General features: G+C 60.2%; 13 protein-coding genes. 10 read left to right on the top strand and 3 right to left on the bottom strand.

The features are described 5' to 3' along the window. Nucleotides 1-22: 22 nt before the first annotated feature. Entirely contained in the window at nucleotides 23-1,450 is a 1,428-nt protein-coding gene (tagH, locus tag AC1DQM_RS09700) for a type VI secretion system-associated FHA domain protein TagH (protein WP_477746085.1), read from the bottom strand. 404 nt (nucleotides 1,451-1,854) lie between these two features. Here tagH and tssA point away from each other — a divergent pair, with 404 nt between their 5' ends. The 10 genes from tssA (at nucleotide 1,855) to tssH (ending at nucleotide 12,570) form a co-directional block, all read left to right on the top strand. After that, nucleotides 1,855-2,886: a type VI secretion system protein TssA gene (gene tssA / locus AC1DQM_RS09695; RefSeq protein WP_258612870.1), complete on the top strand. Its 1,032-nt coding sequence runs from the start codon at nucleotides 1,855-1,857 to the stop codon at nucleotides 2,884-2,886. Between the two features lie 81 nt (nucleotides 2,887-2,967). Beyond that, a complete protein-coding gene (gene tssB / locus AC1DQM_RS09690) occupies nucleotides 2,968-3,477 on the top strand; it encodes a type VI secretion system contractile sheath small subunit (protein ID WP_007894500.1) in 510 nt (169 codons plus the stop codon). A 15-nt stretch (nucleotides 3,478-3,492) separates the two neighbouring features. Beyond that, on the top strand, nucleotides 3,493-4,986 hold the full coding sequence (gene tssC / locus AC1DQM_RS09685) for a type VI secretion system contractile sheath large subunit (RefSeq protein WP_018927417.1): 1,494 nt from the start codon (nucleotides 3,493-3,495) through the stop codon (nucleotides 4,984-4,986). An 86-nt stretch (nucleotides 4,987-5,072) separates the two neighbouring features. Continuing rightward, a complete protein-coding gene (locus AC1DQM_RS09680; protein WP_018927416.1) occupies nucleotides 5,073-5,561 on the top strand; it encodes an Hcp family type VI secretion system effector in 489 nt (162 codons plus the stop codon). Nucleotides 5,562-5,643: 82 nt separating this feature from the next. After that, a complete protein-coding gene (locus AC1DQM_RS09675; RefSeq protein WP_018927415.1) occupies nucleotides 5,644-6,096 on the top strand; it encodes a type VI secretion system amidase effector protein Tae4 in 453 nt (150 codons plus the stop codon). Continuing rightward, entirely contained in the window at nucleotides 6,096-6,521 is a 426-nt protein-coding gene (locus tag AC1DQM_RS09670) for a hypothetical protein (RefSeq protein WP_019650056.1), read from the top strand. The genes AC1DQM_RS09675 and AC1DQM_RS09670 overlap by 1 nt, the downstream gene beginning before the upstream one ends. Further along, on the top strand, nucleotides 6,515-7,027 hold the full coding sequence (tssE, locus tag AC1DQM_RS09665; RefSeq protein ID WP_018927413.1) for a type VI secretion system baseplate subunit TssE: 513 nt from the start codon (nucleotides 6,515-6,517) through the stop codon (nucleotides 7,025-7,027). The genes AC1DQM_RS09670 and tssE overlap by 7 nt, the downstream gene beginning before the upstream one ends. Further along, the gene (tssF, locus tag AC1DQM_RS09660; RefSeq protein ID WP_477746084.1) at nucleotides 7,024-8,883 is read left to right on the top strand and encodes a type VI secretion system baseplate subunit TssF; all 1,860 of its coding nucleotides are present in this window, start codon (nucleotides 7,024-7,026) and stop codon (nucleotides 8,881-8,883) included. Before tssE ends, tssF begins: the two co-directional genes overlap by 4 nt. Further along, complete coding sequence (gene tssG / locus AC1DQM_RS09655; RefSeq protein ID WP_138866529.1) at nucleotides 8,847-9,899, top strand: type VI secretion system baseplate subunit TssG; 1,053 nt, start codon at nucleotides 8,847-8,849, stop codon at nucleotides 9,897-9,899. The genes tssF and tssG overlap by 37 nt, the downstream gene beginning before the upstream one ends. Beyond that, nucleotides 9,892-12,570 (top strand): type VI secretion system ATPase TssH, encoded by a 2,679-nt coding sequence (tssH, locus tag AC1DQM_RS09650; RefSeq protein ID WP_019650054.1) that lies wholly within the window; start codon nucleotides 9,892-9,894, stop codon nucleotides 12,568-12,570. Before tssG ends, tssH begins: the two co-directional genes overlap by 8 nt. A gap of 129 nt (nucleotides 12,571-12,699) precedes the next feature. Here tssH and AC1DQM_RS09645 read toward each other — a convergent pair whose 3' ends face one another. Further along, a complete protein-coding gene (locus AC1DQM_RS09645) occupies nucleotides 12,700-12,963 on the bottom strand; it encodes a hypothetical protein (RefSeq protein ID WP_477746240.1) in 264 nt (87 codons plus the stop codon). A gap of 88 nt (nucleotides 12,964-13,051) precedes the next feature. Further along, complete coding sequence (locus AC1DQM_RS09640; protein WP_477746083.1) at nucleotides 13,052-13,585, bottom strand: hypothetical protein; 534 nt, start codon at nucleotides 13,583-13,585, stop codon at nucleotides 13,052-13,054. Nucleotides 13,586-13,610 lie beyond the last annotated feature (25 nt).

The following is a 13,610-nucleotide window of genomic DNA, read 5'->3' as shown; positions in this document are numbered from 1 at the left end:
TGCCGTTATGCAACGGCCACGCTCAGCGGCGGCGTTGCCTGGTACTGTGTTCTTCGTAGGCACGGCTGAATTCCCGACCGAACAGGTCCTGGAAATCCTCTTGGGCCTCACGGGAAATATTGCTGTAGAGCTCGGTGAACTGCTGCCAGTACTGGGCCTGTCGTGAACCATTGAAAATGCTCGACAGGCCAGCGGGCTTGCCCATGCGCTCTTCCAGTTGTGCCGGCTCGAAACGCGACAGCAGATGCTTGATCGCCGCTTCCACACCGGCCATCACCGCCAACTGGTGGGCACGCAAGTCATCGAAGCTGTCGCGCACCGCCAGGTCCGGCGCCATGAACGCCTGATTGGTGTGGCGCAACAGCAGCAGCAAGGCCTCATCGACGTTGGGAGCGAATTTCAGCGGGTTGTTTTCCACCGGCTGAATCATCGTCTGCTGAATGCGAAACTCGCCCTTGAGGCTGCTGCGGGCGCGCAAGACATCGATCAGGCCTTCGACCATCAATCGATAACTGCGGCCGATGTTTTCCATCTGCGCTTCGGCCTGGGCCTTTTCCAGGCGCACTTGATCCAGCCCGGCGCCGCGCAGAAAGGCTCGTAACAGGTCGGGTTGCGAATGGTCGACCGGGCTGACCGGATTGACCGGATTGACCGGGGGCTCGACGATAGCCACGGGCGGTTCGCGCAGGGGTGCCGGCTCGATCGGCACGCTGATTTGAGGTACGGGTGGTGGCGCAACTTCTGCAACAGGCAAGGGAGCAATCGCCATCGGCGCAGGCTGGTCGCTGAACAGGTCCCAATCTTCCGGAATCACCGGCGCTGGGGCTGGGGCCGACGCCAGCGGCACAGGCTCGGCCATGGGTGTCGGGTTGGGGATCGGGGTCGGTGGGCGGAAATCGTGCTGCTCAGCCGGAACATGGTCGGACTGAGTGGCTGGCGGGATGCTGCTCGGTGCCAGAAAGTCGAACAAGTCCGGCAGCGTGTCCATGGCCGACACACCCTGGAAATGTGCAGGTGGTGTCATGGGCGACGATGTCGGCGTAGCCACGCCGGCGCCCTGACGCCCCATCAGAGCCTCGAAGCTGTTGGACGAATCGGCAAAAGGGTTGTTGTCAGTCACCGGCAGATTGAAATCGATGCGCGCCTGGATTTCATAATCACCTATGCGGATCACTTCCCCATCTTGCAATGGCTCGCTGTTTCCTTTGCGCAGACGGATGCCGGCCTTAACCAATTCCACACCATTAGTGCTGTTATCGGTTAAATAATACCGGCCATCTTTATATTGAATAACGCAATGCTTTCCGGAAACCAAGCGCTCTGGATCGGGCAATACCCAGTCATTATCAGAATTACGGCCAATTGCCATTACTCCCTGATCCATGGATTTTTCAGAGCATTGACCAGGGGTAATCTTGTGATAACTAGTGATAGTCAAACACAGCGGCATCTTGCCTCCTTGCTGCACACTTTGCGCGCCGGCGAATGAAGGGATCAATCCCCGCGAAGCTCGCCGACAAACCTTGCAAACAACCTAAAAAACAGCTTTTTACCAGCACATTTGCTGATCTTAACCGGTTTACGTGACAAAAAATCTGCGTCAGTACCTTCTTGGACCTACCGGTCGCGAGGGTTGTTAAGCACCTCACATCTGTCACACAGGAGAAATAGCTTACCTTGACAAGCCATAAGTACTACACCAAAAATGAACAACTTTCTTGAATACAGTGATGGCACTTTAAGATCACAGAGGATCCAAAGGGCCATTACACACAAGGAAACATGCGAAGTTCCACTTGGAACTAACGTGTGAACTGCCCGTTTCTGTCGCGGGCGATAGGGAGATCAATTTCAGTGGAAGTGCCTTTGCTGCTCGCCGCCGTTTCCGCGACTTCGCCTTGTGGCGAAGATCTGGAATACGACGCTGACTTTTTGCGCCTGGAACGCGATTCCCAAGGCCAGCCCGAGCGCAGCATGGGCGATTCGATATTGCCTGCCGAACCGCCTGAATGGCGCAGCATCCAGCAGCAAAGCCTGGATTTGTTGCAACGCAGCAAAGACCTGCGTATCACCCATTTCCTTTTGCAAAGCTCCCTTGCCCTGGAAGGTGTCCCCGGCCTGGCCCGCGTCCTGACGCTGATCAGCGAATTGCTCAAGCAATACTGGGCCGACCTGCATCCACGCCTGGATGCCGAAGACGACAACGATCCCACCGTGCGCATCAATGCCCTCGCCGGCCTGGCGTCCGATGCCACCATTCGCCTGTTGCGCGAAAGTATCCTGGCCCGTTCGCGAACCTTTGGCGCTGTCAGCCTGCGCGCCGCCGCCAACGCCAGCGGTCTGCAAAGCTTCCCTGACGAAAACCTCGGCGCCGAACAACTCGCCGGAGCGTTCCTCGACAGCGATCCCGAACAGTTGGACATCATCCGCAAAGCCTTGCACGAGGCCCGTAGCGCCGCCGAGACCATCGAGCAACACGTCAGCGAACAAGTCGGCTCCGCCCAGGGCGTTGACCTTGGCCCATTGAAGCAACCGCTCAAAATGGCCTTGCAGATTCTCGGCCAGTTCGCCCCGCAGAGCGGCGACAGCCCCCAGCCCGATGCCATCAGCGACGACAGTGCCGCGCCGGTTGAATACACCACCGCGCCAAGCGCGCCGCGCAACGCTAACGCCAGCAGCGGCGAAATCAACAACCGTGACGACGTGCTGCGCAGCCTGGACCGGATTCTTGCGTATTACACCCGTCACGAGCCCTCCAGCCCCCTGCCGGTGCTGTTGAATCGGGCAAAGAATCTGGTGCACGCCGACTTCGCGGCGATCGTGCGCAACCTGATTCCCGACGGCATCAGCCAATTTGAAAACCTGCGCGGACCAGACAGCGAATAAAAAGCGTACGGATCACGCAGTCACGTCACCGGCACCGCCGATGACGCCAACACCGTCGCTTGAGCGACCAGGAGCAGCAACGTGGCGAAGCAAAGTTCTCAGAAATTCATCGCGCGCAACCGTGCGCCTCGAGTGCAGATCGAGTACGACGTCGAGCTTTACGGCGCCGAGAAAAAGGTCCAGTTGCCCTTCGTAATGGGCGTTATGGCTGACCTCGCCGGCAAGCCGGCCGAGCCTCTGGCACCTGTGGCCGATCGCAAGTTCCTTGAAGTGGATGTGGACAACTTCGACTCCCGCCTCAAGGCCATGCAGCCACGCGTTGCGTTCCACGTGCCCAACGAGCTGACCGGCGAAGGCAACCTGAGCCTGGACATCACCTTTGAAAGCATGGACGACTTCAGCCCGGCCGCCGTGGCGCGCAAGGTCGACTCGCTGAACAAACTGCTCGAAGCGCGCACTCAATTGGCCAACCTGCTGACCTACATGGACGGCAAGACCGGTGCCGAAGAAATCATCATGAAGGCCATCAAGGATCCGGCGCTGCTCCAGGCACTTGCCAGTGCGCCCAAGCCCGCCGAGCCTCAGGCTTAATCAGGACGAATGATCATGACCGATCCAGTACGCGCAAGCGCCCAGACACTGGGCACCACCGAAGAAGCCAGCGAGTTCGCCTCCCTGCTGCTGCAAGAATTCAAACCCAAGACCGAACGCGCCCGTGAAGCCGTCGAGACCGCCGTGCGCACCCTGGCCGAGCAGGCCCTGGCGCAGACCGACCTGGTGTCCAACGACGCCATCAAGTCGATCGAGTCGATCATCGCCGCCATCGACGCCAAGCTCACCGCCCAGGTCAACCAGGTCATCCATCACCCGGAGTTCCAGCAACTGGAAAGCGCCTGGCGTGGCTTGCACTACCTGGTCAACAATACCGAGAGCGACGAGCAGCTCAAGATCCGCGTGCTCAACATCTCCAAGACCGACCTGCACAAGACCCTGAAGAAATTCAAGGGCACCGCATGGGACCAGAGCCCGATCTTCAAAAAGATGTACGAAGAAGAATACGGCCAGTTCGGCGGCGAACCTTACGGCTGCCTGGTGGGCGATTACTACTTCGACCAGTCGCCGCCGGATGTCGAATTGCTGGGCGAACTGTCGAAAGTCTGCGCCGCCATGCACGCGCCATTCATTGCCGCCGCATCGCCGACCGTGATGGGCATGGGCTCGTGGCAGGAACTGTCGAACCCGCGCGATCTGACCAAAATCTTCACCACCCCGGAATATGCCGGCTGGCGCTCGCTGCGTGAATCGGAAGACTCGCGTTACATCGGCCTGACCATGCCGCGCTTCCTGGCACGCCTGCCGTACGGTGCCAAGACCGACCCGGTGGAAGCCTTCGCCTTCGAAGAAAACACCGACGGCGCCGACAGCTCCAAGTACACCTGGGCCAACGCCGCTTACGCGATGGCGGTGAACATCAACCGCTCGTTCAAACACTTTGGCTGGTGCTCGCGCATTCGTGGCGTGGAGTCTGGTGGTGAAGTGGAGAACCTGCCGGCGCACACCTTCCCGACCGACGACGGTGGCGTGGACATGAAGTGCCCGACCGAAATCGCCATTTCGGACCGCCGTGAAGCGGAACTGGCGAAGAACGGTTTCATGCCGCTGCTGCACAAGAAAAACACCGACTTCGCCGCGTTCATCGGCGCCCAGTCGCTGCAAAAGCCGGCTGAGTACGACGACCCGGATGCTACCGCCAACGCCAACCTGGCCGCGCGCCTGCCCTACCTGTTCGCCACCTGCCGTTTCGCCCATTACTTGAAGTGCATCGTGCGCGACAAGATCGGCTCCTTCAAAGAGAAGGACGAAATGCAGCGCTGGTTGCAGGACTGGATCCTCAACTACGTCGACGGTGACCCAGCGCACTCCACCGAAACCACCAAGGCCCAGCACCCATTGGCGGCGGCCGAAGTGATTGTCGAAGAGGTGGAAGGCAACCCGGGGTATTACAACTCCCGGTTCTACCTGCGCCCGCACTATCAGCTCGAAGGTCTGACTGTGTCACTGCGCCTGGTATCCAAGCTGCCTTCGGCCAAAGGCGCGTAACACCGCCCTTGATGTGATCGTTCCCACGCTCAGCGTGGGAACGATCAGAAAAACACAACGTGGTAGACACCACACAGGGAGAGAACATGGCTGTTGATATTTTCATCAAGATCGGCGACATCAAGGGCGAGTCCATGGACAAGGCCCACAAGGACGAAATCGACGTCTTGAACTGGAGCTGGGGCATGTCTCAGTCCGGCAATATGCACGTGGGCGGCGGCGGCGGAGCCGGCAAGGTGAACGTCCAGGACCTGTCGCTGACCAAGTACGTCGACAAGGCTACACCCAACCTGATGATGCACTGCGCCAGCGGCAAGCACATCGACAAGGTCAAGCTGACCGTGCGCAAGGCCGGCGGCGAAAGCCAGGTCGAGTACATGATCATCAACCTGGAAGAAGTGCTGATCAGTTCCCTGAGCACCGGCGGCTCGGGCAGCGATGATCGTCTGACTGAAAACGTCACCCTGAACTTCGCCAAGGTGCTGGTGGACTACCAGCCGCAAAAAGCCGACGGCACCAAGGAAGGCGGGCCGATCAAGTTCGGCTGGAACATCCGCCAGAACGTCAAGGTGTAATCGAACGTGCCCCCGTCGTTATGCGCCGGGGGCATTTTGGTGCTTGCTCGAATCCAATCCTTTCCCATCCGGTGTCTGAGTCATGGCCAAGCCTTCGTTTGTCAATTTGTGGAAAGCCTATTCCGACCTTCTGGTTACGTATCCTGACGCCAAGCCCTGTGAGGGCCCTTGGGAAAACCAGTGTGCTATCCGCATGAGCGCGACACTCAATGCAGAGCTGACCATCAAGGTCAACAAATCCACCTATACCGAACCCAAGTGTGCACATGAGCACGCCCGGGGTGCCGAGTCGCTGGCGAACTGGTTGTGGAAGCATCATCTGGGGCGGCCAACCATTCTGGGTAACAGCGCCGAGGAGCGTCGCACGTTGATGGGCAAGACCGGGCTTATCTTCTTCAAGGACTGTTTCCAGCAGTCAGGGGAGTCGGCGGACAATCGTACTGGCGATCATATTGATCTATGGAATCGGGGACTGACCCAAACCGGCGACCTCTTTTACAGGTCCAGAGCTGTCTGGTTCTGGGAGCTCGCATAATGAAAAATCACCGGCTCGCCATGTGCCTGGCGATAAGCCTGACCAGCCTGAGCGCATGCGCCGAACATGCCCAGATGCCAACAACCCAGGCCGTCTTTGTTGGGCAGCAACTCAGCCTGATTGACGACCAGGGTCAATGCACGCTGGTCAAACCCGACCAGAGTCGCATGAAGCTGGACATGGAATGGCCTTGCAGCTTCAGCCTGAATAAACAACAGCAACTGCGCGTAGAAACGTTCAACAACATCCCGATATTTTCGGTCTGGCGCAGCGAGCACATGCCTGCGCCCAGCCGCGACTGCCTCAGCAAAATGCAGGCTATCCGCCAGATCCCGGGAGGGCTGGAGGCGGGAGCGGTCAACACGTTTGCGTCCTGCGGCACGGGAGGGGACCAAAAAATGTATGTAGCGCCATTTACGTGGTAACCGACATCGCCACCCGCGATCGCCTGCAACCGTCCCTGCTGGATCGGTTGACCGACGACGACCCAGGCAACCTCAAGGAAAGCGCCGACAAGCGCGTGCTGTCCCTGACCCAACTCAAAGCCTCGGTGCTGCGGGACCTGGCGTGGCTGCTCAACACCACGTCATTGCTCAGCGCCGATGCGACGCTGCACACACCGGCCGGCACTTCGGTGGTCAACTTCGGGCTGCCAGCCCTGGCCGGCAACAGTGCATCGAACGTCGATATCGCGGCGCTTGAAGCACTGATCCACCAGGCCATCGCCACGTTCGAGCCGCGGATTCTGCGCCATACCCTGCGCGTGCGGGCCCGGGCATCCGCCGAGATGAATCACAACGCCCTGAGTTTCGAGATCGAAGGCGATCTCTGGGCGCAGCCAGTGCCGCTGCGCCTGATGCTGCAAACCGACCTGGACCTGGAATCCGGCCATGTGCGAGTGGTCAACGCCGACCAGCGGAGACACTCATGAACCCGCGCCTGCTGGAACTGTACAACCAGGAACTGCACCACGTGCGCGAAAGCGCGGCGGAGTTCGCCCAGGAGTACCCGAAAATCGCCAGCCGGCTGACGTTGTCCGGCATGGACTGCGCCGATCCGTACGTCGAACGCTTACTGGAAGGGTTCGCCTACCTGACGGCGCGGGTACAGCTCAAGCTCGATGCCGAATACCCGACCTTCACCCACAACCTGCTGGAAATCGCGTACCCCCATTACCTGGCGCCGACACCGTCGATGACCGTGGTGCAATTTCAGGCAGACCCCGATGAAGGCTCACTGAGCAGCGGCTTCCCGTTGCCCCGGGACACGGTTCTGCGCGCAGCCCTGGGTCGCGAAAGCCAAACCTGCTGTGAGTACCGCACCGCCCATGCGGTGACGTTGTGGCCATTGCAGGTCAGCCAGGCCGAGTACTTCGGCAACCCGTCCGCCGTGCTCGGGCGCCTGGCCGCCAGTGCCCCCAAGGCCAAGGCTGGCCTGCGCCTGACCCTGCGCACCGGTGCCGAACTGCCGTTCAACAGTCTGGCCCTGGACAACCTGCCGCTGTACCTCAACGGCGCCGACGAACAACCCTTTCGCCTCTACGAACAGTTGCTGGGTAACGCCTGCGCCGTCTTCGCCCGTCAGCCCGGCGGCGATTGGGTAGAACGCCTGCCCCAGGATGCACTGCGCTCCGTGGGGTTCGACGATACCGACGCCGCGCTGCCCGTGGTGTCGCGAGCCTTCCAGGGCTATCGCCTGTTGCAGGAATACTTCGCCCTGCCCCGCCGCTTTCTGTTTGTCGACTTCACCGGGTTGAGCCGGGCGGTCAAACGCTGCCAGGGCCAGGAGCTGGAATTGATCGTGCTGTTCGACCGTCACGATCCGAGCCTGGAAGGCAGTGTCGGTGCCGCACAGTTCCTGCCGTTCTGCACCCCGGCAATCAACTTGTTTCCCAAGCGCCTGGATCGCATCCACTTGTCGGAACGGGTGAATGAACACCATGTGATCGCCGACCGTACCCGGCCGATGGATTTCGAGATTCATTCCCTGACCGCCCTCACCGGCCATGGCACCGGGTCGGAACAGCCTTTTTTGCCGTTCTACGCCGTCCGCGATCCGTCTCGCTACGGCCGCGATCAGGCGTATTACACGGTGCGGCGCGAACCCCGCATGCTCTCCAGCGGCCAGCGGCGCAACGGCCCACGTTCGACTTACATCGGCAGCGAAACCTTCGTCAGTCTGGTGGACAGCCAGCAGGCGCCCTATCGTCACGACCTGCGCCAATTGGGCGTAACGGCGTTATGCACCAACCGCGACCTGCCCCTGTTCATGAGCGTGGGCAACAACAAGACCGACTTCACCCTGGCCGACAGCGCACCGGTAGCGGCGGTACGCTGCGTGGCCGGCCCGAGCCGCCCACGCGCCAGCCATGCCCACGACGCCAAGGCCTGGCGGTTGATCAGCCAGCTTTCGCTCAATTACTTGTCCCTCAGCGAGCAAGGCCAGGGCGCCGCCGCCCTGCGCGAGCTGCTGCGCCTGTATGGCGACGACAACGATGCAGCCTTGCAATTGCAGATCGAAGGCCTGCGCGAAGTCAGCAGCAAGGCCTGCACCCGACGTTTGCCAATGCCGGGCCCGATCGTGTTTGGCCGCGGTATGGAAATCACCCTGGAATTCGATGAGAACGCGTTTCGTGGCACGGGCGTCTTTTTGCTCGGTGCAGTGTTCGAGCGCTTCCTGGCACGTTACGTGTCGATCAACAGTTTTACCGAGACGGTGATCCGTACCACCGAGCGCGGCGAGATCATGCGATGGAAAGCCAAACCCGGACGTCGTCCGACCCTGTGAATACCCTGGACGCGATGCACCAGGAGCCCTGGGAATACGACTTCTTCCAGGCATTACGGCGCATCGAGTGCGAATCGCCTGAGCTTCCGCGCCTGGGTCATTCGTTGCGCCTGGCCGATGACCCCTTGCGCCTTGGGCAACAAGCCGATTGCACCTTCGCCCCAGCGACCCTGGCCTCGGTACAGCCGGGTATCGACGGTTCGCCGGCACGTCTGGAACAATTCTTTTTTGGCCTCGGCGGCCCCAACGGCCCGTTGCCGCTGCACCTCACCGAGTATGTGCGTGAACGCCAGCGCAACAACGCCGACAGCACCAGCAAACGCTTTCTGGATGTATTCCACCATCGCCTGCTGAGCCTGTTTTACCGGGCATGGGCCGAAGCGCGACCGACAGTCAGCCATGATCGCCCGGACGATGACTACTGGTCGGCACGTCTGGCAGCGCTGAGCGGTCGAGGCATGCCGAGCCTGCTCAAACAAGGCCTGATACCCGACACGGCGAAGCTGCATTACAGCGGTCATCTGTCGGCACAAACCCGCTATCCCGACGGTTTGAAGGCAATCATCGGCGAGTACTTCGGCCTGCCGGTGGAGATCGAAGAATACGTCGGTCAATGGCTGGTGCTGCCGGAGCGCAGCCGCGTGGGCGTCAGCGCCCATCAATTGGGCGTGGATTTTTGCCTGGGCCGTTGCGTCTGGGATCGCCAGCACAAATTCCGCATTCGCCTGGGGCCGCTCAAGCTGGATGACTACATGAGCATGTTGCCCGGCAGCCCATCCTTCAATGAGCTGGTGGCCTGGGTGGCCGAATACCTGGGCCATGAACTGGACTGGGATCTGAACCTGGTTCTGAAACAGCCCGAAGTGCCGACGCTGCAACTCAATGGCCGCTTCCGCCTGGGGTTCAATACCTGGGTGGGCAAGCCCGCAAAAGATGCCAAGGACTTAATACTGGCCCGGCATTACGCCGAGCAAGCCAACACCTCACAGATCTCAAGGAGCCAAGAGCATGGGTGAAATCAGTCGCGCCGCGTTATTCGGCAAACTCAACAGCGTGGCCTACAAAGCCATCGAAGCCGCCACCGTGTTCTGCAAGTTGCGCGGTAACCCTTATGTGGAACTGGCCCACTGGTTTCATCAATTGCTGCAATTGCAGGATTCAGACCTGCACCGCCTCATCCGCCAGTTCAATATCGAGCCGGCGCGCCTGGCCCGGGACCTGACCGAAGCCCTGGACCGTTTGCCACGGGGCTCGACGTCAATCACTGACTTGTCTTCCCATGTGGAAGAAGCCGTGGAGCGTGGCTGGGTCTACGGCAGCCTGATGTTCGGCGAAAGCCAGGTGCGTACCGGTTATCTGGTGCTGGGCATCCTCAAGACCCCAAGCCTGCGCCATGGATTACTGGGACTGTCGGCAGAGTTCGACAAGATCAAGGTCGAGGCCCTGAGCGAGCGTTTTGACGAGTACGTCGGCGACTCGCCGGAAAATGCACTCAGCGCCAGCGATGGTTTCAACGCCGGCAGCGTGCCCGGTGAAGCCAGTGGCGCCATGGCCCCAAGTGCCATGGGCAAGCAGGAAGCGCTCAAGCGTTTTACCGTCGACCTCACCGAACAAGCGCGCAGTGGCAAGCTTGACCCGATCGTCGGCCGTGACGAAGAGATCCGCCAATTGGTAGACATCCTCATGCGTCGTCGGCAGAACAACCCGATTCTGACCGGTGAAGCCGGCGTCGGTAAAACCGCCGTGGTCGAAGGTTTTGCCCTGCGCATCGTCGCCGGTGACGTGCCGCCGGCGCTCAAGGATGTGGAACTGCGCAGCCTGGACGTCGGCCTGTTGCAGGCCGGCGCGAGCATGAAAGGTGAATTCGAACAGCGCCTGCGCCAAGTCATCGAAGACGTCCAGGCCTCACCAAAACCGATCATCCTGTTTATCGACGAAGCCCACACCCTGGTAGGTGCCGGTGGCGCCGCCGGCACCGGGGACGCGGCCAACCTGCTCAAGCCGGCCCTGGCCCGGGGTACCCTGCGCACCGTGGCCGCCACGACCTGGGCCGAGTACAAAAAGCATATTGAAAAAGATCCGGCCCTGACCCGCCGCTTTCAGGTGGTGCAAGTCGCCGAACCGTCCGAAGACAAGGCGCTGCTGATGATGCGCGGCGTGGCCTCGACCATGGAAAAACACCATCAGGTGCAGATCCTAGACGAAGCCCTGGAAGCCTCGGTCAAACTGTCCCATCGCTACATCCCCGCGCGCCAGTTGCCGGACAAATCCGTGAGCCTGCTGGACACCGCCTGCGCCCGCGTTGCCATCAGCCTGCACGCCGTGCCGGCCGAAGTGGACGACAGCCGTCGGCGCATCGAGGCGTTGGAAACCGAGCTGCAGATCATCGCCCGCGAGCACGCCATCGGCATCGTCATCGGCGCCCGCCAAACCCAAAGCGAAAACCTGCTGAGTGCCGAACGCGAACGCCTCGCCGAGCTGGAAAGTCGCTGGGCCGAAGAGAAAACCCTGGTAGACGAATTGCTCGCCACCCGCGCCACCCTGCGCGAGCGCGTCGGCGTGGTGGACAGCGAGGACGGCAGCGAGACCAGCCACGCCTTGCGCGAAAAACTGGTGGACCTGCAACAGCGTCTCAGCGCCCTGCAAGGGGAAACGCCACTGATTCTGCCGACGGTCGATTACCAGGCCGTGGCCTCGGTGGTCGCCGACTGGACCGGGATTCCGGTGGGCCGCATGGCCCGTAACGAACTGGAAACCGTACTCAACCTCGACCAGCACTTGAAGAAACGCATCATCGGCCAGGACCACGCCTTGCAGATGATCGCCAAACGCATCCAGACCTCCCGCGCCGGCCTCGACAACCCGAGCAAGCCGATCGGGGTATTCATGCTCGCCGGCACCTCCGGCGTGGGCAAGACCGAAACCGCCCTAGCCCTGGCCGAAGCCATGTACGGCGGCGAGCAGAACGTCATCACCATCAACATGAGCGAATTCCAGGAAGCCCACACGGTGTCCACTCTCAAGGGTGCGCCACCGGGCTACATCGGCTATGGCGAAGGCGGCGTGCTGACCGAAGCCGTGCGGCGCAAACCCTACAGCGTGGTGCTGCTGGACGAGGTGGAAAAGGCCCACCCGGACGTGCACGAGATCTTCTTCCAGGTCTTCGACAAAGGTGTGATGGAGGACGGCGAAGGCCGGGTGATCGACTTCAAGAACACCTTGATTCTGCTGACCACCAACGCTGGCACCGAGCTGATTGCCCAGGTCTGCAAAGACCCGCAAAACGTGCCGGAGCCCGAAGAAATCGCCAAGGCCCTGCGCCAACCACTGCTGGAGATTTTCCCGCCGGCATTGCTGGGCCGGCTGGTGACCATTCCGTATTACCCGCTCAGCGACGAGATGCTTAAGGCCATCACCCGCCTGCAACTCAACCGCATCAAGAAGCGCGTGGAGAACACCCACAAGGTGGCCTTCGATTACGACGACGCGGTGATCGACCTGATCGTCTCCCGTTGCACCGAAACCGAAAGTGGTGGGCGGATGATCGACACCATTCTGACCAACAGCCTGCTACCGGACATGAGCCGCGAGTTCCTCACCCGCATGCTCGAAGGCAAGGCGCTGGCAGGGGTACGGATCAGCGCCCGGGACAACGAATTGCACTACGACTTCAGCGACGCCGCATGACCTGACCAGAACACGGTCAATGTGGGAGCAACTGTCTTGATGGTTTTTATTTTGAAGGCATATCGATAGACAGCTGAACTCCCACACTTGATCCGGTTCCGCCAGGGAAAAAGCGGCGCGAGCCCATCATCAGATGGCGGTGCCGCGGTTGGTACCCGGCTGGACAATCAACAGTTCGTCCACTTCACGTTTCCTGCAACGCATAACAAACGGCAGTGCAGCATCCGGGTCACGCTTAAAAAGATCAAAGGTCGCGCGATCAACTTCATAGTATTCCTCGTAGTCGACCATGCCGTTGCTGACCGGTATAGATACGTAAAATCGGCCCGAGTCTTGTTCGAAGCCCACAGAGAACATGTGTTCGCGACTTACCAAAACATCCTGAAATTTCACAGTCATCTCTAAAACGCCAATACCGTTCAACTGAGGTCGTTTAGTGAAATGCTTCCGACATCGATTACATCCAGCGATCCATAACTCATCAGATATTGGCAGGCACGCAGTCCGGTCCTCCAAGCTTGTCCCTGACGTTCAGGGCGGTACGCATCAACGGCTCCCATAAACCGCTCTCGCTGTTCCAGCTGCCACCAGCCCAACGTGTATCCAGGATAAGCGCTGCCTGATTGATCTCAAGCTGCCTTCGAAGGGCTAAGGCCACGGACCCCATGTCGATTTCGAACAGCTCGGCATAGAGCCCCTCGGGCTCCTCGCGCTTTTGGCTCAGGCAAAAAAGGTAGTACCAAACCCAGCCCGCTACGGCATAGATCGCCCGATTACGATCGGGGTAGGTCGCGAGAAGCTTGAGAAGAGCCGCCACGAAGCATGCAGGGAAGCTGGCATCCCGGGTCTGCTGCCAGTAACGCAATACCAGCGAATCGAAGGCCACGAAGATATTTTGCGGTTCCTCGTAGTCGTTTTTGGCTTCTTGAAAGTAGAACGGCTCGCCTACGAGGAATTTATCCAATTCATCATTGGCCAGGGCAAGCAGCAATACATTCTCTGGATGGGTACTCATTGAAAACTCTCCCCTTGTTGCCATG

This window comes from Pseudomonas sp. 01L34, assembly GCF_056400265.1.
The sequence above is the reverse complement of the archived record's forward strand: the minus strand, read 5'-3'. Positions and strand labels throughout refer to the sequence as shown.